This is a genomic window from Hydrogenophaga sp. SNF1 (assembly GCF_034421675.1).
GTDB classification, from domain to species: Bacteria; Pseudomonadota; Gammaproteobacteria; order Burkholderiales; family Burkholderiaceae_C; genus Hydrogenophaga; species Hydrogenophaga borbori.
The window spans coordinates 4108382-4131353 of sequence record NZ_CP139793.1; the positions used below are offsets into that span (position 1 = coordinate 4108382).

Sequence of the window (22972 nt, forward strand, 5' to 3'; positions counted from 1 at the left end):
AGGGCCGCTTTTCAGGCCACGAACAGCGCCACGTTGCCGCCCGCGGCCGTGGTGTTGATGGTGAGCGTCTGCTCGGCGCAGAAGCGCGGCAGGTAGTGCGGCCCGCCGGCCTTGGGACCGGTGCCCGACAGGCCTTCGCCGCCGAAGGGCTGCACCCCCACCACCGCCCCGATGGTGTTGCGGTTGACGTAGACATTGCCCGCGCGCGCCTGCGCGGCCAGCGCCAGCGCACGGCTGTCGATGCGGGTCTGCAGGCCCAGCGTGAGGCCATAGCCCAGGGCATTGACCTGGGCGATCACGGCTTTCGGGTCACCGCGCCAGCGCAGCACCTGCAGCACCGGGCCGAAGATTTCCTGCGAGGCCTCGGCGACCTCGCGGATTTCGAACAGCTGCGGCGCCACGGTGTGCGTGGCCGCGTCCTCCCCCTCGGGCAGCAGCGCCACCGCCGTGGCGCGCAGGCGCGCCAGGTGCCGCGCCACGCCGGCGAAGGCCTCGGCGTCGATCAGCGGGCCGACGTCGGTGGCCAGATCAGAAGGGTCGCCCACCACCAGCGCGCGGGCCGCGCCCCGCACCATCTCGATCACGCCGTCGGCAATGGATTCGTGCACGCACAGCAGGCGCAGCGCCGAGCAGCGCTGCCCCGCGCTGCGAAAGGCGCTCTGCACCACGGCGTCGGTCACCTGCTCGGGCAGGGCGCTGCTGTCCACCAGCATGGCGTTCACGCCCCCGGTCTCGGCGATCAGGGGCACGATGGGTCCGTCCTGGGCCGCGAGCGCGCGCTGGATGGCCTTGGCCACCGGCGTGGAGCCGGTGAAGGCCACGCCGGCCACGGCGGCGTCGGCCACCAGGGCGGCGCCCACGGTGTCACCCGGCCCGTGCAGCAGCTGCAGCGCCGCGGCCGGCACGCCCGCCGCGTGCAGCAGGCGCACGGCCTCGCGGGCGATCGCGGGCGTCTGCTCCGCCGGCTTGGCCAGCACGGTGTTGCCCGTGACCAGCGCGGCCGCCACCTGGCCGGTGAAGATGGCCAGCGGGAAGTTCCAGGGACTGATGCAGACCCAGGCGCCGCGCCCGTGCAGGCGCAGGGTGTTGCGCTCGCCGGTCGGGCCGGGCAGCTCCTGCGGTGCCAGCAGGCGCTCGGCCTCGGCCGCGTAGTAGCGCAGGAAGTCGATCGCCTCGCGCACCTCGGCGATGGCGTCGGGCCAGGTCTTGCGCGCCTCGGCCACCAGCAGGGCGCACAGCGGCGGCAGCTGCGCCTGCATCGCGTCGGCGGCGCGGCGCAGCGCGGCGGCGCGCTCGGCCACGGGGCGCTGGTTCCAGGCCTCGAAGGCCTCCACGGCGCGCCGCACGGCCGGCGCGATCTCGTCGGGCCGTGCCTCCGGCACCGGGGGCACGGTCGTCTGGCGCCAGGCGGCGGCCAGTGCCTCGCGGTGCGCGGCCACCGCCGGGTCCAGGCCTTCGCTGTTGGGGCGCGCCACGCCGTACAGGCGCGGGGGCGGGGCGAAGGCAGGCCCGCCACCCTCGCCGGCGCAACGCGCCAAAGGCGATTCGAGCAGCGTGTCCAGCGCCACCGATTCGTCGGCGAGCTGGTGCACGAAGGACGAGTTGGCACCGTTCTCCAGCAGGCGGCGCACCAGGTAGGCCAGCAGGTCGCGGTGCGCGCCGACGGGGGCGTACACGCGACAGCCCACCGACCCCTCGCGCAGCACCTCGCGGTACACGCCTTCGCCCATGCCGTGCAGGCGCTGCAGCTCGAAACGCGCCGTGCCGCGCCGACGCGCCATCTGCAGCACGGCGGCGATGGTGCCGGCGTTGTGCGTGGCGAACTGCGCAAAGACCGCATCGTCGGCGTCGAACAGGGCGCTTGCGCAGGCCAGGTAGCTCACGTCGCTGCGGTGCTTGCGCGTGAACACCGGGTAGCCGGCCAGCCCCAGCTCCTGCGCGCGCTTGATCTCGCTGTCCCAGTAAGCGCCCTTCACCAGCCGGCACATCAGCCGCACCCCGTGGCGGCGAGCGATCGCGGCCACCTCGGCAACGAGCTCGACCGCTCGCGTCTGGTAGGACTGCAGCGCCAGACCCAGGCCCTCCCAGCGCGGGCATTCGCGCCCCACGCGAGCGACCAGGGCCTCGAAGACATCGAGCGACAGCTCCAGCCGCTCCACCTCTTCCGCGTCGATGGTGAGGTTGAGCGAGGCCTGCGCGGCGCGTTCGCACAGGGTCCACACGCGCGGCACCAGCTCGCGCATCACGCGCTCGTGCTGGGCCGGTTCGTAGCGCGGGTGCAAGGCACTGAGCTTGATCGATAGGCCGTCGTTGAGCGAGGGATGGCGCGCGGGGTCGGCGCGGCGCGCGATGGCCTCCAGCGCGTGGCGGTAGCTGTCCAGGTAACGCTCGGCGTCGGCCTCGGTGCGCGCGCCCTCGCCCAGCATGTCGAAGCTGTGGCGCAGCCTGGGCTGCGCACGCCGCCCGGCCTCGGCGCGGCGCAGCGCGTCCTCGATGCCCTCGCCCAGCACGAACTGGCGCCCCAGCAGTTGCACCGCGCGCAGCGTGGCCGCGACCACCGAGCGCGCGCCCACGCGTGCCACCAGGCCGGGGGCCTCACCCTCGGCGGGCAACCACCGCTTGCTCAGCGCGATGGCGGCCGAGGACAGCCGCGCCATCGCCGCGTCGGACGCCCCGTCGAAATCCGCCCGGCCCAGCTGGTCGGCGGTGAGCGCGATGGCGGTCTCGGCATCGGGCACGCGCAGCAGGGCCTCGGCCAGGCGCATCAGGGCCAGGCCTTCGTCGCTGCTGATGGGGTATTCGGTGAGCAGGCGCTCCAGGGCCCAGAAGGCAGGCGGGTTCTCGCGCACCACGCGCACCCAGGGCCCGGCCTGGGCCTTCACCGCCGCCCAGTCGAGCGCGCCATCCAGCGCGGCCAGGCGGTCGGCGAGCACGCCGGCCTCGGCGCGGTAGGGGTCGGGCAGGCGGTCGGTGCGCGGGAGCGGGGCCTGGGGGATGGGATGGAGCATGGCGGCTGGGGTCTGCAGGATGGTGAATTCCCGCATCGTGATCGCCATTTGGCTGAATTTTTCTCTGATTTTTGAACAATGAAAGTGAATAATTCGGCATGCATCCCCCTCCCGACCTCGACCGCATCGATCTCAAGATCCTGCGCCTGCTGCAGGCCGATGGCCGCCTGCCCAACCTCAAGCTCGCCGAGGCCGTGGGCCTGTCGGCCACGGCCGTGCTGGCGCGCACCCAGCGCCTGCAGCGCGAAGGCGTCATCCAGGGTTACGAGGCGCGACTGGACCCGCACAAGCTCGGGCGCGGCCTGCTGGTCTTCGTGGAGGTGCTGCTTGACCGCACCACGCCCAATGTCTTCGACCAGTTCCGCGCCGCCGTGCAGGTGCACGACGACATCCTGGAATGCCACATGGTGGCCGGCGGCTTCGACTACCTGCTCAAGACCCGCATGGCCGACATGGCGGCCTACCGAGCCTTTGCCGGCCAGGTGCTGTGGCAGATGCCCGGCGTGCGCGAGACGCGCACCTACGCCGTGATGGAGGAAGTGAAGACCAGCACGCGCCTGCCGCTGTGATGCCGCAGCGCATGCGCGCATGAACACGGCGCTTGCAGAGGCTGCGCCGGGCAGGGCATGACCTCGCCAGCGGCCCGCGGCCAGGGCCGGGGGATCGCCAGCGCCTGCGGCGCGATCAGGCCGCGGGCGAAGCCACCGGCTTCGGCGCCCGGGCGCCGAACACCGCCCGGCCCACGCGCACCATCGTGGCGCCCGCCGCCACCGCGGCCTCCAGGTCCTCGCTCATGCCCATCGACAAGGTGTCCAGCGCGTGGCCCCGCGCGCGCAGGTCGTCGTAGGCCGCGCGCGCCAGCGCGAACAGCGCGCGCTGCGACTCGAAGTCGGGCGCGGGTTCGGGAATGCACATCAGGCCGCGCAGGCGCAGGCGCGGCAGCGCGGCCACCGCCTCGGCCAGCGCGGGCAACTCGGCCGGCGGCACGCCGGCCTTGTTCGGTCCGCCGTCCACGTTGACCTGCAGGCACACGTTGAGCGGCGGCAACTCGGGCGGGCGCTGCTCGCTCAGGCGCTGCGCGATCTTCAGGCGATCGACCGATTGCACCCAATCGAATTGCGCGGCAACGAGCCGCGTCTTGTTGCTCTGCACCGGTCCGATGCAGTGCCATTCGATGGCCGCGCGCGGCAGCGACTCGGCCACCAGCGCGATCTTCTCGACGCCTTCCTGCACATAGTTTTCGCCGAAAGCCGTCTGGCCGGCGGCATGGGCCTGACGGACGGCATCGGGCCCGAAGGTCTTTGAAACCGCGAGCAGCGTAACCTCTGCGCTGCCTCGCGAAGCCCCATCGCAAGCGCGCCACAGGCGCTCCTTCACTTGCTGGAGATTGCCTGCGATCGTCGTCATAATCGTTTGCAACTGCCCCTCATCACACGGAAAAACCCGGGATGGACATCACCCAACTGCTGGCTTTCAGCGTCAAGAACAAAGCTTCCGATCTTCATTTGTCCGCCGGGTTGCCGCCCATGATACGGGTGCATGGCGATGTGCGACGCATCAACGTCGACGCGCTGGACCACAAGGCCGTTCATTCGATGGTGTACGACATCATGAACGACAGCCAGCGCAAGCAGTACGAGGAGTTCATGGAATGCGACTTCTCGTTCGAGATCGAGGGCTTGGCGCGCTTTCGCGTCAACGCCTTCAACCAGAACCGCGGCGCCGGCGCCGTGTTCCGAACCATCCCGAGCAAGATCCTCACGCTGGAGCAGCTCAACGCGCCCAAGATCTTCGCCGACCTGGCGCTGCGTCCGCGCGGCCTGGTGCTGGTGACCGGGCCCACGGGCTCGGGCAAGTCGACCACCCTGGCCGGCATGATCAACCACCTCAATGAGACCGAGTACGGCCACATCCTCACCGTGGAAGACCCGGTGGAGTTCGTGCACGAATCCAAGAAGTGCCTGGTCAACCAGCGCGAGGTGGGCCCGCACACCCTGAGCTTCTCCAACGCCCTGCGCTCGGCCCTGCGCGAAGACCCGGACGCCATCCTCGTGGGCGAGATGCGCGACCTGGAGACCATCCGCCTGGCCATGACGGCGGCCGAAACCGGCCACCTGGTGTTCGGCACCCTGCACACCTCCAGCGCCGCCAAGACCATCGACCGCATCATCGACGTTTTCCCCGCCGAGGAAAAAGAGATGGTGCGCGCCATGCTGTCCGAGTCGCTGGTGGCCGTCATCTCGCAGACGCTGTGCAAGCTCAAGGACGGCAGCGGCCGCGTGGCCGCGCACGAAATCATGCTGGGCACCAGCGCCATTCGCAACCTCATCCGCGAGGCCAAGGTGGCGCAGATGTACTCGGCCATCCAGACCGGCAACAGCGCGGGCATGCAGACGCTGGACCAGAACCTCACCGATCTGGTGCGCCGCAACATCATCAGCCCGGCCGAGGCGCGCAGCAAGGCCAAGATTCCCGAGAACTTCCCGGGCTGATCCCACACGGGGCAAGGGGCACCAGATGGAACGCGATCAGGCATCCAAATTCATCAACGACCTGCTGCGGCTCATGCTCAGCCGCGGCGGCAGCGACCTGTTCATCACGGCCGACTTCCCGCCCGCGATCAAGGTCGACGGCGCGGTCACCAAGGTCTCGCCTCAGCCGCTGACGGCGGGCCACACGCTGGCGCTGGCGCGCGCCATCATGAACGACAAGCAGGCCGCCGAGTTCGAGCGCACCAAGGAGTGCAACTTCGCGATCTCGCCGCCCGCCATCGGGCGCTTTCGCTGCAATGCCTTCATCCAGCAGGGCAAGGTCGGCCTGGTGCTGCGGACCATTCCCGCCGTGCTGCCCACGATCGACAAGCTGGGCCTGCCACAGGTGCTCAAAGACGTGGCCATGTCCAAGCGTGGCCTGTGCATCCTGGTGGGAGCCACCGGCTCGGGCAAGTCCACCTCGCTCGCGGCCATGGTCGACTGGCGCAACGAGCATTCCTACGGCCATATCGTGACGGTGGAAGACCCGATCGAGTTCGTGCACCCGCACAAGAACTGCGTGGTGACGCAGCGCGAGGTCGGACTGGACACCGAAAGCTGGGCGGCGGCGCTCAAGAACACCCTGCGCCAGGCGCCCGACGTGATCCTCATGGGAGAAATCCGCGACCGCGAGACCATGGAGCACGCGATCCAGTTCGCCGAGACCGGCCACCTGTGCCTGGCCACGCTGCACGCCAACAGCGCCAACCAGGCGCTGGACCGCATCATCAACTTCTTCCCCGAAGAGCGCCGCGCCCAACTGCTGATGGACCTGTCGCTCAACCTGCGCTCGCTGATCTCGCAGCGGCTGGTGCCGCGGCAGGACAACAAGGGCCGCTACGCCGCGGTCGAGATCCTGCTCAACTCGCCCCTCATCTCCGACCTGATCTTCAAGGGCGAAGTGGCCGAGATCAAGGAAGTGATGAAGAAGAGCACCCAGATGGGCATGCAGACCTTCGACCAGGCCCTGTTCGACGCCTTCGAGTCCAACCTCATCACCTACGAGGACGCGCTGCGCAACGCCGACTCGCTCAACGACCTGCGCCTGCAGATCAAGCTCAACAGCCAACGCGCCAAGACCCTGGACCTGGCGGCCGGCACCGAGCACCTGACCATCGTCTGACCTGGGGTCTGGGTACCATTCCGGGTTGCACCACAGCCAACCCAGGAGACCCGCCTTGAACCCCAAGACCTACGAAGCCACTCCCTCGCGCCGCGTCGCCTTCCTCGGACTGGGGGTCATGGGCAGTCCCATGGCAGGCCACCTGAAAGCGGCCGGCCACCAGGTCACCGTCTACAACCGCACCACCGCCAAGGCCGAGGCCTGGGCCCGGCAGCACGGCGGTGCCTTCAAGGCCACGCCGCGCGAAGCCGCGGCGGGCGCCGACATCGTCTTCTGCTGCGTGGGCAACGACGATGACCTTCGCTCGGTGACCCTGGGCGCCGACGGCGCCCTCGCCGGCATGGCGCCCGGCGCCATCCTCGTGGACCACACCACCGCCTCGGCCAACGTGGCACGCGAGCTGTATGCCGCCGCCAAGGCCCTGGGCATCGCCTTCGTGGACGCGCCCGTCTCCGGCGGCCAGGCGGGCGCTGAGAACGGCTTGCTCACCGTCATGTGTGGCGGCGATCAACCGGCCTTCGATGCGGTCAAGCCGGTGGCCATGGCCTTCTCGCGCGCCTTCACGCTCATGGGCGCGCCGGGCGCGGGCCAGCTCACCAAGATGGTCAACCAGATCTGCATCGCCGGCCTGGTGCAGGGCCTGTCGGAGGCCATCGCCTTCGGCCAGAAGGCAGGGCTGGACATGAACCTCGTGCTCGAGGTCATCGGCAAAGGCGCGGCCCAAAGCTGGCAGATGGACAACCGCGGCAAGACCATGGTGGCCGGCGAGTTCAACTTTGGCTTCGCGGTGGACTGGATGCGCAAGGACCTGGGCCTGGTGCTCGACGAGGCCAAGCGCAACGGCGCGCGCCTGCCCGTCACGGCGCTGGTGGACCAGTTCTACGCCGACGTGCAGGCCATGGGCGGCCAGCGCTACGACACGTCCAGCCTGATCAAGCGGCTGAAGTGAGCGGCGTCCGGCCTCAGTCGCCGGACTTGTCCCGCTTTCTCGTGTCGGCGGCGTAGTGACCTGACTCGGGCGGCAGGCCCTCGGTTTCGACGCGGATGGTGCGCCGGTAGGCCTGCCACTCCTGCGGACTCAGGGCCGGCGCGCCGTCGTCCTGCGCGCCCAGGCCATCCACTTCCTGCGACGCATGCGCGCGCTCGTCGTAGGTCTCGCGCAAGAGCGGTTGCACCTGCAGCAGCGGCACCGTCTTGGGCAACATGATGTCCACGTCGGTGGCCAGGAGCTGGATGTTCATGAACAGGGGACACGGCCGGTAGCGGTCGGTCTCGATGATTCCTTCGAACGCGGAATAGAGAAAACTGCCGCGCATATTGCTCGGCGGGCGCACCAGCACGCTCCAGCCGGGGGCGGTGCTGCAGAGCAGGCCGGTCCAGACCTGCACCAGGCCGGGCATGGGCAGGCGTGTCAGAAAGGGCGGGGCCAGGTCCACCAGGTCGGCCGGCGCGTGTTCGTTCCAGTGGTCCGCGAACCCTGGCAACTCGGACCGCACCAGTGGCTGCCACTGGCCGCCACCTTCCCTGACGAAAACGTCGGCGCCGTTCCAGCGGAGGTGGACCTCCTCCGCCGGAAAGGCATACCAACCGAAAGAAGAGGCCACTCGCATGGCCTCGCAATGGCGGTAAGCCATCGTGGGCATCAGGCCCAGCGCGGATTTGTCGGCCCGCATGGGCGAGATGGCAGCCGGATAGATGCGGTGGAACTTGATGGTGGGTTGCGGTTGCCTATCCGGCTGCTGGGGCATGGTGCGGGGCTTTCTGAAAGGATCAGCGCTGGGGCGTGGTCCGCATTTTCTGCCGCAAATGCGCAGCGACAACAGGCGCTGTGATCCAGCCGCCACCGATGAGCGCCTTTCTATCACCGCCCGCAGGCTGTTGCGGTACCCGATATTCCGCATCGGCCAGATGCCGGCGCACATGCGCCGCCACGGCTGGCGTGGTGATCCACCCCCCACCAATGACGGCCTTTTTCTCGGTGGCACGGTTCGAAGATGAGCTTTGAGTGATGTTCATCAGAATCTCCTGAAAGTTTCAAAGAAAGGACTAGACTGGCCCGCTCGCGAGCCGGGTCGATCAGACCACCAGGGGGAGTACCGTGCAATTCGCGCCATCCAACCGTCGCTTGAACGCCTACGGAGCCACAGTGGCTGTGGTGCTTCTGGCGTCCAGCGCGCCAGCGGTCACGCGACTGTCCCTCACGCACCATCTGGGCCCTCTGGACCTGGTCCTGCTGCGCTGCGGCATCGGCGGGCTGGTGTTTCTGCCATTCCTGCTGATCCATTGGCGGCAGTTGCCGAGGAAACTGGCGGTGACCGGCTTGGCGCTCGCCTTTCTGCACGGCTGGGGAATGCACCTGACAGCGATCGCCGGCCTTCAGTTCTCCCCCGCCAGTCATGCGTCCGCCTTGGGGCCGGGCTTTCTCCCGGTCTGGGTCATGCTGTGGCGCCGGCTGGGGTACGGGGCAGCGCCAGATTGGCGACAAACCCTGGGTCTTGCCTTGATCGCCATGGGCGCGCTAATGCTGCTGGGCTACTCGTCGTGGACGTCCTTCGAAAACCGGATATGGATTGGCGACCTGTTCTTTCTGCTGTCGTCGGCACTGGCGGCGGCCTACCTCGTGTATGTCCAACAACATGAGGTGGACCCCATGCAGGCCGCGGCATTGGTGGCGGTGTATTCGGGCATCGTTGGGGGACTGTTGCTGCTGGCATCGCCTGCGTCGTCCGCACTCTGGACGGCGCCCGCTTCGGAGGTGCTGGCTCAGGCAATCTTCCAGGGCCTCGGCATGGGGGCCTGCGCTGTTCTGTTGGCCAGCTACGCCACGCGCCAACTCGGCAGCCAACGCGTTGCCGTCTTCTTCGCTGCCATCCCCGTGTTGTCCATGTTCCTTGGCCGGGCTATCGTCGGCGACGGCATCCATCCCCATGAGGCCATGGCGGTAGTGCTGGTCAGTTCGGGCATCCTCATCGCCAGTGTGCTCGCCGGCATCGACCCTGCGAAATCCGCTCCCTTTTCAAGGAACAACCGCATTCAGTCCTGAGATCACGCCATGAGTGCCGCCGACACCACCTTCCCCAGTTCCCGGATCGAAGAACGCCCACTGATGGCGATGGACATCGCCGACAACACGACAGGTACCTGGGGCGGAACCGATCCGCTCATGGACCGACTTCAGCAGTGGGCGGGCGATGCGTATTGGCAGTTGCTGTCGCACCACAAGGGGCACATCGTCAGGCAAACGAACCACGGCCTGATGATGGAATTTGCCGACGCTCGCCACTGTGTGCAGGCGGCCTTTGCGCTGAATCAGCTGGCGGATGCCTTGAATGGGCGGACAGATGCCTCGAAGCATTTGCAGTTGCGCGCGGGTGCGCATCTGGCCAGCTATGGCCACGGCCAGCTTGAGCCCGTCGATCGCGACGTGCAACTGACCTCGGAGTTGACGGCATTGGCCGCGCCCGGCGAAGTCCTGGTCACCGCCGAACTGCGCGATCGGCTGGCCAACGGTCTCGACGCCGACTTCGAAGACCTGGGCCATTGGGTGGAGTCGTTCGTCCAACCCGTGCGCCTATTCCGGGCCCATCCAACCCACGGGGCCATTTCGGACCGCCTTACCGCAGAGGATCAGGACCTCCGCCCGGCCTTGGCCGTTATTCCCTTTCAGGCCAACGCACCAGAAGTCAAGCACTGGGTGCTCGGCGAGTTGATCGCCGATGGGGTGATCGCGCGCTTGTCCCACAGCATCGGCCTGCGGGTGATCGCGCGGCAATCCACGTCTGCCCTGCGCGGCAGTGGCGAACTCGCCGAGATCGAACGACATCTGGGCGCGACCTTCATCCTGTCGGGCAGTTACAGCATACGCAACGACAAGCTCGTGGTGACGGCCGAACTGGCCGAAGCGCGCAGCCACACCCTTCTGTGGACCGGTCAATTGCAGCACGCGCTGCGCGATCTGCTGCAGGAACAAAGCGAACTGCTGCACGAGTTGGCGCGCACGGTGGCGCAGGCGCTGGACAAGGCGCAGGTGAGCCAGGCTTTGACGCGTCCGCTGCCGAGCCTGGACAGCAGCTTTCTGATGCTGGCCGGAATTTCGATGGTGCACAGCCATTCCAGCAAGGCCTTCGATCGTGGGCGCGCAACCTTGAACGAGTTGACCATGCGGCACCCCGAACACGCACTGCCCCGTGCGTGGTTGGCCATGTGGCACGCCTTGAATGTGGTCAAGGGAACAAGTGGCAACGTGGCCCGCGACATCAGGCAGGCCCGCGAGCAGACGCAGCATGCGCTGGACGTCGAACCCAAGAATGCGATGGCCCTCGCGGTGGAAGGCTATATCCAATGCCAGTTGCTGAGCGATCCTCAGCAGGCGAACCGCTATCTGGCGTCGGCCGTTGAAGCCAACCCCAGCGAGCCCATGGCGTGGCTATTCAAAAGCCTGTATTCCGCTGGCTGGGGCTCCAGTTCCCTGTCGGTGACCGAGGCGTACGTCGCGCGGTCCCTTTCGCCCGTCGACCCTTTGCGATACTTCTTTGACCTGCTCACGGGCAATGCCTTGCTGGCTGACCGCCAGTTGGATCAAGCAGTCGCCTGCGGACGCCTGTCATTGCGGGCCCACAAGCACCACGTTCCCACGCTGCGTTTGCTGCTGACGGCTCATGCGGAACTGGGGCAGTTCGACGAAGGCAAGGCCATCCTGAACCAGTTGCGAGCCGAGGCACCGGAACTGACTGTGTCCTCGTATCTCGCCATAGGCAGCGCAGAAAGCCCCATGCGCCAGCGCATCGCCAATGCCATGCGGCAACTGGGCCTTCCCGAGACCTGAGTACGTGAGCACCTGAGCCCCATTGACCACGCCCTCTCTTTGCAGGCCCTTCGCGTCGCTGACCCCAACTTGCAAACTGCCGACGCCGCCATTTCACACCATGGATTGGTAGAGCGCCCGCTACTGGCGATCAACATTGCCAGGCTCTGTCGGAGCGCAGCGGGCGGAGAAGCATTGCCCGCGGAGCGGTGGCTTCGATGGGCAGGGAGTGCGCTGCGGCAAGTGTTGTCGCGTCACGAAGGTCAGATCGTCAGGGACACGGGCACTGGGTTGGTAATCGCCTTCGAAGATGCTCATCACTGCCTGCAAGCAGCATTTGCCTTAAACCAGTTGGCAGACTCTCTGAATGCGCAAGACGATGGGTCCAGCCAATTGCACTTGCACGCCGTTGCCCATCTGGCCCACCTTCCCTGCGAACAAAAGAAATCGCTCGACCGAGACATGCAATCGATCTCGGCACTCACCACATGGGCCGGACCTGGAGAAGTTCTGGTGACCGCCGAGCTGCGCGACCGGCTGGTCAACGGTCTCGATGCGGACTTTGAGGACTTGGGGCATCGAGCCGGGCGGCCTGATCAAATGGTGCGCCTGTTTCATGCCCGCCCCAGATGTTCAGACATCTCACGCCGCGCAGTGGCGGTAGTGGGCAGCGACCTTCGCCCGGGATTGGCCGTGATGCCTTTTCGGGCAGACGCTGCGGAGTCCATGCACTGGGTGATCGGCGAACTGATTGCCGAGGGGGTCGTCACGCGCTTGTTCCATAGCGTGGGATTGCGGGTGATCTCCCCGCGATCCACCTCCGCCTTGCACGACGCCAAGGACCTCAAAAAGATCAAGCACCATCTGGGAATCAACTTCGTCTTCTCGGGCCGCTACAGCATTCGCAACCGCCGACTCGTCGTCACCGCCGAACTCGTCGAGTTGCACAGCCAGACGCTGTTGTGGACAGGGCAACTGCAGCGGGCACTGCCCGACCTGTTTCACGAGGCCAGCGAGCTGCTGCACGAATTGGCACGCGCCGTGGCGCAGGCCCTGGGCCAGGCCCAACTCAGCCGAGCCTTGTCGCTACCCCTGCCAAACCTGGACAGCGGCCATCTCATGCTGGCGAGCATTTCGATGACGCACAGCCACTCGGACGCGATATTTGAGCGCGGGCGCGATGCCTGGGTCGCCTTGACCGGACGACATCCTGGGCACGCCCTGCCCCGTGCCTGGTTGGCCATGTGGCATGCCTTGAACGTGATCAAGGGTAGAAGTGCCAACGTGGGCCGAGACATCCAGCAAGCCCGCGAGCAGGCCCTGCGCGCTTTGCAGATCGATCCCAACCATGCGATGGCGCTGGCGGTCACGGGCTATATCCAGAGCCAATTGCTAAACGATCCTCAGCAGGCGCGAAGTCACCTGACCTTGGCCATCGAAGCCAATCCCAGCGAGCCCATGGCTTGGCTGTTCAAAAGCCTCTATTCGGCCAGTTGGGGCTCGAGTTCTTTGTCAGTGTCCGAAGCGAGCTTCGCGCGCAATCTATCGCCGGTCGACCCCTTGCAGTACTTTTTCGATCTGCTCACGGGTAATGCCTTTATTGCCAATCATCAGTTGAAGCAGGCCATCGCCTATGGGCGTCAATCACTGAAGGCCAACAAGCACCATATCCCCACGCTGCGCCTGCTATTGACGGCCCACACAGAGCTTGGGCAGATCGACGAAGGACTGGCCGTCCTCTACCAACTCAGAACCGAGGCACCGGACTTGACCGTGTCGTCGTACCTCTCCATGGGCAGCGCCGAAAATCCCTTGCGCCAGCGCGTGGCCAAAGCCATGCGGCAATTGGGTCTTCCGTAAAGTTGATCGTTTAGCCGAGCCGGCAAGAACAGCTTCTCTCAATCCTACGCCATTACCATCAAGAAGGCAATTCAGCTTCAATCAACTTGCGATTCGAATTCGTTCGACGCAACAACACCATCCATCACGAACCTCCACCTCATTAAGCGCACACCCCACTCGAAATAGCGACGATTCGGCCCTTGATATGGTATTCCTTTCCCATGATCTGCATTTTCGAGACGGTCGGGGCGGGCATTCTTACTGACCTGGACTGCCGTCTATAAAATCTCAACGATCAGCCGAACACCAGTTCCGGCGCCCGCTCCCGACTAAAACTGTGGACGAACCCATGGCGGCAATCCTGGTAGCCACACGAGTTCTGAACCCGCCGTCATGTGCTCAATAAACGACTTGCTTCCAGCAATGCTCACGACCCCTCCACCATCTCGCAAAATCAAGAATTGCCAAGGCCTTTTGAAGTTGAGAATCAAATTGACACCTACAGCGGCATCCAAGATCCACCCCGCATCCTCATGCGTCGAATTCAATGGATGCCCGAGTCCATAGAGCACTTGACTCAACGCTGTCGCATTGCTAGGAAATGATCGCACATCAAGAAGCCCCGTGCTCATAAAGATCGACAAAGTCTCCGTTGCAATTAAATCCGCCATGCCATGCAGGTCGCAGAACTCAATGAATTTAACAACATCCTCGTCAATGAAATTGTTGTCTTCGCTGTGCATGACTTGCCATTGTCGCTCTGCAAGCCAGCGCTCATCGAATCGATTAACATTCAGCAGCGCTCTTTGTAAATCAATGAGGTCAGATATTTCAACAGACAATCTCTGCTTAGCGACGAGGACTTCCAAAGCGAATCTCCTGCACGGTCCGTGGGCTTTCACGATTATTATCGATAATCTGAATAGTTGGAGTACCGTCTGAGCTCACCGGACGAACAATGACCGTTGTACCGTCTGGCAGCAAACCTTGCCGACCAATCCCTCCGTCACTGGTGACAAAGGTGCGTACATCGCTAACAGGCATGTGGTCAAATGCCCGATTGGCATCGTTCCAAGTGCCTTGAGAGTATCTGGAAATTTCCAAACCTCTACCGGTTGTGTTCTCTGGTGTTGGTTGCGAGTTCATTGCATCCTCGAGTCCGTGCGTGATTGCAGATTGATCACCAGCCGGTACGGAATGAACAATGTTGAAGTCTGGCCCATCCGGCAAAGGACTTGCAGTCGAGGTATTTTGAGTTGTCGCGCCCCCCGCACCACTCGCTGGCGTACCCAGCGGGCCTACTTGCATGCCGGGCTTCGTCGTGCCGCCGTCACCTGCCGGCCCGGCAACGGGACTGGTGGTGTTGCCACCTGAGGGATTGGGGTTGGAGCCATCGAACCCCGGTATCTGCGCGAGATCCGCCGGATCGACCAATGACGCCACCTTCGCGACGAGCGCCGCCCCTCCCATGCGCAAGGCGTTCAGGCAGGCGGGTGAACTCAGGCATGCGCGAGCCGCGGCCGCACCGCCGGCGACGACCCCGTCCACCAGTATCGGAATGGCCATCACTGCGTTGTGCGAGGCCTCGTTCAAACCCGCTGAGGCACCTGCCGAGCCGCCCACCGCGGCACCGGCGCCCAGTGCACCGAGTTGCGTAATGGCTCGCGCCGCCTCGTCGGGCACGCCTTGTGATTGCAGGAACGCCTGGAGGTGTGGTGCGCCGGCGCTGCTCAAGGCCGCGGCGGATGCGCCTTCAATGCCACCCGAGAGCCCGCCGACCAAGGCGTGTCCTGCCGCCCGGCACGCCCCGTCCGGCCCCCAGCATTGCGCGGCCTCCTCGTCGCCCGCCTTGACGGCGTCTTCGAACTGCCGGTTCGCGTAGTCGCGCCACGCCGGCACGGCCTGCTGCCCAAAGCCCTGGGTGATGCCCACCTGGGCCTCGACTTCGTCTTCACAGTTCTAAGGATCACGCTTTGAATGTCGGACAAGGCAAATCTAGCGCCGTTGCTGCGAGTTCGATCAGGCCCCAAGCACGTGCCGAAGGCTTGTAGTTGCCGTCCTCTATCTCAGCGGCAAGGCTGTCAAAAGCTAGCGCGCACTCGCCAGCGTTCGTGTACTCCTTGACCCAGCGAATCGCGAAATCACGAATGCGCTCACCGTCCGCAGCAAGGATTGCGAGTAGTAGCGGCTCAGGAGACTCATTGGTCTTCATGGGTTCCTCGGAAGGTTTGTGGGATAGGCAGCTACGACTCGCCCGCCCTTAGAAGGGGGCTCCAAAACTACTCGCATCTCGACCCCTTCTCGCACACAGGCTTCCACTGTGGGCTGCTGCCGGTTTCAACGACACCTTGTTAAGGTGGAAGATGAAATCGGAGGTGGTTCATGGAGAGAAGAAAGACATTCAGCCGCGAGTTCAAGCTCGAGTCGGTCAAGCTGATAAGCGAGCGTGGTGTATCTGTGGCCCAGGCGGCCAAGGACCTGGACGTTCACGAGAACGTGCCGCGCAAGTGGGTGCGTGAGTTGCGGGAGGAGTCCCAGGAGGCGTTCCCTGGCAACGGCAAGCAGAAGGCCCAGGACGCCGAGATAGCGCGGCTGCGAAAGGAAGTGGCCACGCGCAAGATGGAGCGCGACATCCTGAAAAAAGCCGCGGCCTACTTCGCGAAGGAGTCGATGTGAAGTTCGGCTGTGTGGCGAAACACCGAGGAGCCTGGCCGGTCAATCTGATGTGCGAGGCGCTCGGTGTCTCGCGAGGCGGCTTCCATGCCTGGCTCACGCGGCCCAGGAGCAGGGTCAGCCCTGTGGGCTGCATCGCATTGATGCGGCTCATGCGCGAGCAGGCGCTGCGTGCGCGCCCCCGGCGACGCGGACTACCCAAGGACCGGGGCGAGCGAAGTGCGGTGGCCGACTTCACCTACATCTGGACGGCAGAAGGCTGGCTGTACGTTGCGGCGGTGCTGGACCTGTACTCGCGGCGCATAGTGGGCTGGTCGATGCAGGAGAGCATGACCTCGCAGCTTGTGGTGGACGCGCTGATGATGGCCGTGTGGCGCCGGGGCAAGCCCGTGGCGCTGCTGCACCACTCGGACCAGGGAAGCCAGTACACCAGCGAGCACTTCCAGAGGCTGCTGGACGAACAGGGCATCACATGCAGCATGAGCCGGGCCGGCGAGGTCTGGGACAACTCGGCCATGGAGAGCTTCTTCAGCTCGCTCAAGACCGATCGCACGGCAAAGAAGGTGCACCGGACGCGAGGGCAGGCCCGCTCAGATGTGTTCGACTACATCGAGTGCTTCTACAACCCGACGCGCCGGCATTCGACGCTCGGCTATCTCAGTCCCGTACAGTTCGAGCAAGCTCAAGAAGCTTAGGTCGGCGTCAACGAGACCGGCAGCAGCCCACAAGATGGCAAAAAAAGCAGCATCGTGGCCTTCACGCTCATTTTCACCACGATTTTTCACCCAGCACAAAATAGCACAGGGATATCCAAACTGCTTCTAGCTTGTACTAAGTTGGGGAAAGACCAAACCCAATGCAATCGCGGATTGCTTGATAAGCTCCAGCCCCTCGGTCGAAGGCATGTATTTCTTATCTTCTATTTCAAAGACCAAGACATCGTAGGCCAAGCCGCATTCACCAAACTCCATAAAGTGCTTCGCTTCTTTGCTTGCCGAAGGCTCGATAAGCTCTGCGTCAATCTGGAGCATGCGCTGCAACAATGGCTCAGGCGAAAAAGGGTTCATTTTGGATTCCTTGGTAGGTTTGTCGGATAGCCGGTGACGATACGCCCCCCGCGGGATGCTGACTCAAGGATTACCTCAATATCCACCCCTTCCCGCGTACCGCGAACGATAGTGCGCCCCCCGCGAGCTGGCGCAGTGGCCGAATTGGGGTCATTGGCGACATCCGACACATTCCCCAACACCTTGTCCGCATCCCAATCTTGAGGGAAAGGTGTCTTGCCTGGCATTCCGGGCCACAGATGACCTCCACTGGGCCACCGATCCCATGCCCTGCTGCACCTGCAGCCCCGCCGTGGCCACGCCCAGCGCCTGCAGGCGCTTGTTGTTCGTCTCGCCCAGGGCCTGCACCGTGTCGGCAAAGCCCTGCATGGCCTGCACCGGCGCGCCGCTCAGGCCCACGGTGAAGCCGCTCTGGCTCATCTTGTCTTGCTGCCAGCGCCGCTCGCCGGTGCGCGCGTCGATGACCTTGGCGGCCCGGGCGTGGACGTCGATGTCGCCCTGGGGGGCCAGCAGGTCCGAGCCCACCTGCTCGTAGGTCTGGCCGGCCCGGATGGGGCGCGTCGGCGGCGCCTTGCTCCTGGCGCAGCGCCTTCACCTTGAGTGGGATGGGGATGCGCTGGTCGATGGGGGTCTGCACCCAGCCGTAGTGGGTCTGGCAGGTGAGCACCTCGCAGGTGTGGTCGACCACGCCCCAGGTGTAGGCCGTGCCTTGGCGCCTGAGGCTGGCGGCCACCTCGCTGGCCTGGTTGTCCACCGCCGCGCCCGGCGTGTGCAGCACGCCGCCGGCCACGATCTCGCTGTCCTGGTTGCTGAGCCGCTCGCTCGCGTTGAGCCGCATGCCGCCGCCCGAGAGGATTTGCCCGGGCTCGCTGTGCACGGTCTTGAGCGCGGGGCGGGTCTCGGTGACGGTTTGGTAGATGTCGAAGGGGCGCAGCTCGGCGTTGATGGCGCTTCTCACCGCCCCGAGCTTCTCGCCCAGCGCCGCCCAGGGGGCGGCCTGGTCCTGCCAGGCGGCGAGTGCGCGCTGGTAGGCGCTCAGGTCCACGGGGACGGGGCCGTCGGGAACTGGCGGGCGGGGCATGGGGCCCGGAGGCTCGCCGGGCGGGGGGGCCACGCCCAGGGCGGCCCAGATGGGGTCGCCGCGGCGGTAGTTGAACTGCGCGTCTTGCCAGACCTGGGCCTCGCTGTCTCCATGGCCCACGGTGACGATGCCGGCGGGCACGTAGGGCTCGGGGCCGTGGTACCAGGCGCTGAACTGCGGGTCGCTCACGCCCAGGGCCTCGGCGCTGGCCCGGGTGAGGATCCAGGGGCGGGCGTGCAGCACGTAGTCGTTCCAGCCTTCGCTGCCCTGCATCAGTGAGAGGGGTTTGACGGCCATCCAGGCGATCTCGCTCGCATCGACTTCGCCGCTGGGGGTGAAGTACAGGGTGCGCGTGGTGGTGCCACCCCCGTCGCTCACGACCTCGGTCTGCAGGTGCTCGTTGGCGTTGATGAGCACGCGGGCCTCGACGTCCAGCTCCCCCAGGGCTTCGATGCGCGCGCTGCGGTTCTCGATGCGATCGGCCGCGAGGGCCATGTCCGCGCCGCTGAGGATGAGCCCGCCGCGCCGGTTGCTGATGGATTCACGGGCCTGGATGGACAGATCGCCTCGCGCGGCGATGACCGCCCCCTCGCCGTTGGTGACGGCCTCGGCGCTCAGGCCCACGCGCTCGCCCACGATGACGGCGCCCGCGGCGTTGTCCACGCCCTTGGCCTGGACCTGCAGCTCGCCCTCGCTTTGCAGGCGGCCTGCGTTGACGAGCCAGCCGTCGGCGCGCAGCTGCAGCGGGCCGCCCTCGGCGGAGATGACCCCCTGGTTGTTCACGCCCAGCCCGGCCTCGGTGCCGATGAGCTGGATCTGGCCGGCGTACATGCCGCCGACGGCGGCCACGTCCAGCGCGAACGCGGGGGCGTCGCCCGTGGGCGGGGCCGCGCCCGTGGGCAGCTGGCTGGCCGCGTCGACGGTGTTGGCGCCGCTGACGAGCTTCAGGCGCTGCGCCCAGAGCGCGGCGTTGAGTTGCGTGGCGCGCGCGAGGATGGCAGTGGCGTCGGCGTCGCGTGTGTCCAGGCCCGCGCCCTCGACGCTGACCTGCCCGCGCTGCACGAGGTAGGCATCGAGCGCGCCGCCGTTGAAGACGGGCGTGCCGGTGGTGAGCGTGACGCCGCTGGCGTTGAGGAAGGCCGCGCCGTCGACCTGGATGCCCGAGGGGTTGGCGATGACCACCTCGGCGCGCTGGCCGGCCACTTCTATCGGGCCCTTGAGCCTGCTGGGGTCGCTGGAGTTGACTTCGTTGAGGATGATGCGCGCGCCACCCGTGGCCAGCCAGGGGTTGCCCCCCACCCAGCCGCCGAGCTGGGTCTGCGCCTCGCCGCGGCTGTTGTTGAGGATGGCGCCAGGCGCGCCCACGTCGAACTGGCGGTAGCTGTTGCGGCTCACGCCGGCCGCACTGGGCGTCTGGATGTTGACCAGCGCCACGCCGTTGCCCGCCGACAGCACCGTGGGCCGCTGGCGGCCCGGCGCGTTCGGGTCGGCCACGATCTGTGACCACGCCGGCGCACCGACCGACCATGCCCCCATGGCCACCGCCATGGCCATGCACTGAAACACCGTACGCTGGCGCGTCTTGCTGCCCATCCCCTGCCCCCTGATGCGAGTCACAACGCCGCGCCAAGGGCACGGAATGCACGATCACATCAGCGCGAGGCAGAACGCCGAATACCGCCTCAACAGTAGTTAGGGAAAGCTTTAGTGATTCTTGAGGCCAGTCGCACCCCCCGCCCACTGTCGTGGGCAGGTTCCATCACCGCTCGTTCACGGTGAGCCGCACCCCGTCAGGCTCACTGGCGCGGCGCGGTGGTCGCGGGCGCGCTGCTGCCCGGCGGCGGCGTCACGACATTCGAGGGCTGGACGGACGGCTCCGGCGCCAGTCGCTTCAGTTCTTCTTCGGTCAGCACCTCGAATACGCGAACCACGCGCTGCACGCCGTCCACGTTGCGGGCCACATGGGTGGCGCGCTCGGCTTCCTTGGCGGTGACACGGCCCATCAGATAGACCACGTTGTTGGTGGTGGTGACCTTGATGGCGGTGGTGGGGATGTCGCGTGCGTCCACGAAACCCGCCTTGACGCGGCCCGTGATCAGGGTGTCGGTGGTGCGCTGCGAGAAGCCCGGCGAGTTGATCACCTGCAGTTCATTGACGATGCTGCGCACGTTGTCCACGCCCGAGACGATGCTCTGGGCCTGGGTCTTGGTGGCCTCGTTCTGCACCTCACCGGTGAGCAGCACCTGGCGGTTGTAGCTGTTGACGTAGACGTTGGCGCGCCCGCCCAGCTGCTCGCGGATGCGGCTGCCGGCGCGCATTTCGATGGTCTGGTCCTCCAGCTGCGTGGCCGAGCTGCGACGGTCGGAGGCCACCAGCGCCGTGCCCACGGCCGCGCCGCCCAGCACCAGCGGCGCGCAGGCGGACAGCACGAGCGACAGGCCGACAGCCCCCAGCACGGCGGTGCCCAGGCGGGTTCGGTTCGCGGAAGGTCGGGTCGTGGTCATGCGGGGTTCTCCGTGTCGATGGGGGTGGAATCGGGCAGGCCGAGCAACTGGGCGTCGAGGCCGTCGGCCAGGCAGTGCAGCACCAGCAACTGCACCTCGAGCACGCGCGAGGCCTGCTCGTGGGGGATGCCAATGTGCACGTCGGTGTCGCGCAGCAGGGCGGCCACACGGCCACCGCGCGCGCCGGTGAGGGCCACCACGGTCATCTCGCGCTCGTGCGCGGCTTCGATGGCGGCCACCAGGTTGCCGGCCTGGCCGTCGGTGCTGAAGACCAAGAGCACGTCGCCCGCCAGGCCCAGGGCGTGGATCTGGCGCGCGAAGACCTGTCGGCCGTCGAAATCGTTGGCGATGCCGGTGAGCACGGCGGCGTCGGCCGACAGCGAGAGCGCGGCCAGGCCAGGGCGGTCGCGTTCGTGGCGGCCCAGGATGTGCACCACGAATTGCTGAGCCAGCGCGGCACCGGCGCCGTTGCCGCAGGCCAGCACCTTGCCGCCGCCCGTGAGGCCGGCCAGCAAGGCCGACACCGCGGCCTCGACCACGGGGGCGAGCACCGGCGCGCTCTGGTATTTGAGGTCGGCGCTGTCAATGAATTGCTGCTGGATGCGCTGCAAGAGCATGGGGCGATGATAGCCGTGGGCCTCGTGTCAAAAAGAAAACGGATCGCTGGCGTCGAATGCCGCGCGCAGCCATCGAAGCTCTCCGCCGTCGCCGTCGATGAGCACGGCGTCGAAGCGTGTCCGTGGCATGGACCGCTGCCGCGCCAGAAAGTGCCGCGCCGCGAACACGATGCGCCGGCGCTTCGTGGCGTCGATGCTCGCGGCCGCGCCGCCATAGGCCCCCGATCGGCGCTGGCGCACCTCGACGAAGACCAGCGTGCCGTCGGGCTCCCGCATAATCAGATCGATCTCACCGCCGCCACGCCCCGGTGTGCGGAAGTTGCGCTGCACCAAGCTCAGCCCCTGGCGCTGCAGGTGCGCCAAGGCCCTGTCCTCGGCCCGCTGGCCGGCCTCGCGCGCCGGCTTCGGCGCCCCTGATGGAAACCACCGCACGTGTCACCCCCTGCCCTTGAACTGCTTCACGCCGCGCGCGCCGCGGCGGGTGCGCAGCATTTTCCGCAGGGCGCGCTGTACATGCTGGCCACCCCTATCGGGAACCGCGCCGACATCGGCCTGCGCGCCCTGCACGTGCTCGACCTGGCCGACTGCGTGGCCTGCGAGGACACGCGCCACACCGCCGCCTTGCTGCAGTCCTATGGGCTGCACAAACCGCTGATCGCGGCGCACGAGCACAACGAGAGCGAGGCCGCGGTGCGCGTCGTCGCCCTGCTGCGCGAAGGCCAGCGCGTGGTGTACGTGAGCGACGCCGGCACGCCCGGCGTGAGCGACCCCGGCGCGCGCCTGGTGGCCGCCGTGCGCGACGCGGGCCTGCGCTGCGTGCCGGTGCCCGGCCCCAGCAGCCTGACGGCGCTGCTGAGCGTGAGCGGCCACACGGGTTGGGACGGCGGCTTCCGCTTCGCCGGCTTCCTGCCGGCCAAGGGCGCGGAACGTCAGCGCGGGCTGCAAGCCATCGCCGACGACCCGCAGGCCTGCGTCCTGCTCGAAGCGCCGCACCGCATCGAGGCGCTGGCGCGCGACCTGGCCGCGGCCCTGGGGCCACGGCCGATCACGCTGGGGCGAGAGCTGACCAAGCAGTTCGAGGAGGTGGTGCACCTGGCGGCCGACGCCCTGCCGGACTGGCTGGCGGGCGACGCGAACCGCGTCCGCGGCGAGTTCGCGCTGCTGGTGCACCCGCGCGACGCGTCAACCACCGACGAAGGCGCCCTGCCCGAGTCCGCGCTGCGCGTGCTCGACCGCCTGCTGATGGACCTGCCGCTCAAGGCGGCGGTGAAAGCGGCCGCCGACATCAGCGGCGCGCCGCGCAACGCGCTGTACGAGGCGGCGCTGGCGCGCCGCGCGCCGCCGCCTCAGGGCTGAGGCCGGCGCGGCTCGTCGACCTCGCGCGCATCCACGTCCACCACCTCGCCGCGCGGCGCGGCGCCTGGCGCGGCCGGGCCGGCGCGCCACACGCCCTGCGAGTACTGGCGCGAACGCTCGCGCATGCGGCCAAACACCACCAGCGGCGCCGGCCGGCGCCCGGTGAGCAGGGCCCACAGCGACATGCCCGCCACGGCGAGCACCGAGGCCAGCAGCAGGCTCACCAGGAAGACCGCCGCGGCCAGGCCCAGCGCCAGGCGCAGTGCAACACCGGCGACGCGGCCCAGCAGATCGGCAACAGGGTTCATGGGTGAAAGAGCGGATGGGGTCACGTGAGTTCCGGTGTCCCGCGGCGGAAATGCGGGT

21 protein-coding genes and 2 pseudogenes are annotated in these 22972 nt (G+C 66.8%); 9 read left to right on the forward strand and 14 right to left on the reverse strand.

The window, feature by feature from the left end:
• Positions 1-11 precede the first annotated feature (11 nt).
• Positions 12-3008: an L-glutamate gamma-semialdehyde dehydrogenase gene (locus tag SOM08_RS19655; RefSeq protein ID WP_322470719.1), complete on the reverse strand. Its 2997-nt coding sequence runs from the start codon at positions 3006-3008 to the stop codon at positions 12-14.
• Between the two features lie 98 nt (positions 3009-3106).
• Here SOM08_RS19655 and SOM08_RS19660 point away from each other — a divergent pair, with 98 nt between their 5' ends.
• On the forward strand, positions 3107-3577 hold the full coding sequence (locus SOM08_RS19660) for an Lrp/AsnC ligand binding domain-containing protein (protein WP_116959639.1): 471 nt from the start codon (positions 3107-3109) through the stop codon (positions 3575-3577).
• 115 nt (positions 3578-3692) lie between these two features.
• Here the strand turns inward: SOM08_RS19660 and SOM08_RS19665 are convergent, their stop codons facing one another.
• Complete coding sequence (locus SOM08_RS19665; protein WP_070399419.1) at positions 3693-4415, reverse strand: YggS family pyridoxal phosphate-dependent enzyme; 723 nt, start codon at positions 4413-4415, stop codon at positions 3693-3695.
• Between the two features lie 41 nt (positions 4416-4456).
• Here SOM08_RS19665 and SOM08_RS19670 point away from each other — a divergent pair, with 41 nt between their 5' ends.
• The 3 genes from SOM08_RS19670 to SOM08_RS19680 are packed head-to-tail and all read left to right on the forward strand — an operon-like array spanning position 4457 to position 7611.
• Positions 4457-5500: a type IV pilus twitching motility protein PilT gene (locus SOM08_RS19670; RefSeq protein ID WP_116959637.1), complete on the forward strand. Its 1044-nt coding sequence runs from the start codon at positions 4457-4459 to the stop codon at positions 5498-5500.
• Positions 5501-5525: 25 nt separating this feature from the next.
• The gene (locus tag SOM08_RS19675) at positions 5526-6662 is read left to right on the forward strand and encodes a PilT/PilU family type 4a pilus ATPase (RefSeq protein WP_116959636.1); all 1137 of its coding nucleotides are present in this window, start codon (positions 5526-5528) and stop codon (positions 6660-6662) included.
• A 55-nt stretch (positions 6663-6717) separates the two neighbouring features.
• The gene (locus SOM08_RS19680) at positions 6718-7611 is read left to right on the forward strand and encodes an NAD(P)-dependent oxidoreductase (RefSeq protein WP_181936503.1); all 894 of its coding nucleotides are present in this window, start codon (positions 6718-6720) and stop codon (positions 7609-7611) included.
• 13 nt (positions 7612-7624) lie between these two features.
• Here the strand turns inward: SOM08_RS19680 and SOM08_RS19685 are convergent, their stop codons facing one another.
• Together SOM08_RS19685 and SOM08_RS19690 are read right to left on the reverse strand one after the other, a co-directional pair.
• Positions 7625-8410, reverse strand: coding sequence for a hypothetical protein (locus SOM08_RS19685; protein WP_116959634.1), 786 nt, complete (start codon positions 8408-8410; stop codon positions 7625-7627).
• Positions 8411-8432: 22 nt separating this feature from the next.
• Positions 8433-8678 carry a hypothetical protein gene (locus SOM08_RS19690; protein WP_322469562.1) on the reverse strand — a complete coding sequence of 82 codons (246 nt, stop codon included), beginning with the start codon at positions 8676-8678 and terminating at the stop codon, positions 8433-8435.
• Positions 8679-8787: 109 nt separating this feature from the next.
• On the opposite strand from SOM08_RS19690, the gene SOM08_RS19695 reads away from it, so the two are divergent.
• The 3 genes from SOM08_RS19695 to SOM08_RS19705 all read left to right on the forward strand — a co-directional run bounded on the left by SOM08_RS19695 (position 8788) and on the right by SOM08_RS19705 (position 13326).
• A complete protein-coding gene (locus SOM08_RS19695) occupies positions 8788-9705 on the forward strand; it encodes a DMT family transporter (RefSeq protein WP_181936502.1) in 918 nt (305 codons plus the stop codon).
• Between the two features lie 9 nt (positions 9706-9714).
• Positions 9715-11487: a hypothetical protein gene (locus SOM08_RS19700; RefSeq protein WP_116959632.1), complete on the forward strand. Its 1773-nt coding sequence runs from the start codon at positions 9715-9717 to the stop codon at positions 11485-11487.
• Positions 11488-11556: 69 nt separating this feature from the next.
• The gene (locus SOM08_RS19705; RefSeq protein ID WP_322469563.1) at positions 11557-13326 is read left to right on the forward strand and encodes a hypothetical protein; all 1770 of its coding nucleotides are present in this window, start codon (positions 11557-11559) and stop codon (positions 13324-13326) included.
• Positions 13327-13637: 311 nt separating this feature from the next.
• Here SOM08_RS19705 and SOM08_RS19710 read toward each other — a convergent pair whose 3' ends face one another.
• The 3 genes from SOM08_RS19710 to SOM08_RS19720 are packed head-to-tail and all read right to left on the reverse strand — an operon-like array spanning position 13638 to position 15520.
• Entirely contained in the window at positions 13638-14177 is a 540-nt protein-coding gene (locus SOM08_RS19710; RefSeq protein WP_322469564.1) for a hypothetical protein, read from the reverse strand.
• Positions 14158-15240 (reverse strand): hypothetical protein, encoded by a 1083-nt coding sequence (locus SOM08_RS19715; protein WP_322469565.1) that lies wholly within the window; start codon positions 15238-15240, stop codon positions 14158-14160. The genes SOM08_RS19710 and SOM08_RS19715 overlap by 20 nt, the downstream gene beginning before the upstream one ends.
• Positions 15241-15274: 34 nt before the next feature.
• Positions 15275-15520, reverse strand: a complete 246-nt coding sequence (locus tag SOM08_RS19720) for a hypothetical protein (protein ID WP_322469566.1) — start codon at positions 15518-15520, stop codon at positions 15275-15277.
• 170 nt (positions 15521-15690) lie between these two features.
• On the opposite strand from SOM08_RS19720, the pseudogene SOM08_RS19725 reads away from it, so the two are divergent.
• Positions 15691-16676, forward strand: a pseudogene (locus SOM08_RS19725) (IS3 family transposase).
• Between the two features lie 126 nt (positions 16677-16802).
• Here SOM08_RS19725 and SOM08_RS19730 read toward each other — a convergent pair.
• The 6 genes and pseudogenes from SOM08_RS19730 to SOM08_RS19750 all read right to left on the reverse strand — a co-directional run bounded on the left by SOM08_RS19730 (position 16803) and on the right by SOM08_RS19750 (position 21682).
• The gene (locus SOM08_RS19730) at positions 16803-17048 is read right to left on the reverse strand and encodes a hypothetical protein (RefSeq protein WP_322469567.1); all 246 of its coding nucleotides are present in this window, start codon (positions 17046-17048) and stop codon (positions 16803-16805) included.
• The gene (locus tag SOM08_RS22530) at positions 17045-17275 is read right to left on the reverse strand and encodes an EndoU domain-containing protein (protein ID WP_416186975.1); all 231 of its coding nucleotides are present in this window, start codon (positions 17273-17275) and stop codon (positions 17045-17047) included. The genes SOM08_RS19730 and SOM08_RS22530 overlap by 4 nt, the downstream gene beginning before the upstream one ends.
• A gap of 1292 nt (positions 17276-18567) precedes the next feature.
• A pseudogene (locus SOM08_RS22535) lies at positions 18568-19722 on the reverse strand (filamentous hemagglutinin N-terminal domain-containing protein); the annotation flags it as partial.
• A 203-nt stretch (positions 19723-19925) separates the two neighbouring features.
• Positions 19926-20633, reverse strand: a complete 708-nt coding sequence (locus tag SOM08_RS19740) for a BON domain-containing protein (protein ID WP_116960343.1) — start codon at positions 20631-20633, stop codon at positions 19926-19928.
• Complete coding sequence (locus SOM08_RS19745; RefSeq protein ID WP_116960342.1) at positions 20630-21250, reverse strand: SIS domain-containing protein; 621 nt, start codon at positions 21248-21250, stop codon at positions 20630-20632. Before SOM08_RS19745 ends, SOM08_RS19740 begins: the two co-directional genes overlap by 4 nt.
• 27 nt (positions 21251-21277) lie before the next feature.
• Positions 21278-21682 carry a YraN family protein gene (locus SOM08_RS19750; RefSeq protein WP_116960341.1) on the reverse strand — a complete coding sequence of 135 codons (405 nt, stop codon included), beginning with the start codon at positions 21680-21682 and terminating at the stop codon, positions 21278-21280.
• An 81-nt stretch (positions 21683-21763) separates the two neighbouring features.
• Between SOM08_RS19750 and rsmI the strand changes: the two genes are divergently transcribed.
• Entirely contained in the window at positions 21764-22606 is an 843-nt protein-coding gene (rsmI, locus tag SOM08_RS19755) for a 16S rRNA (cytidine(1402)-2'-O)-methyltransferase (protein WP_322469569.1), read from the forward strand.
• Here rsmI and SOM08_RS19760 read toward each other — a convergent pair.
• Positions 22597-22914, reverse strand: coding sequence for a hypothetical protein (locus SOM08_RS19760; RefSeq protein WP_116960340.1), 318 nt, complete (start codon positions 22912-22914; stop codon positions 22597-22599). The genes rsmI and SOM08_RS19760 overlap by 10 nt on opposite strands.
• Positions 22915-22972 lie beyond the last annotated feature (58 nt).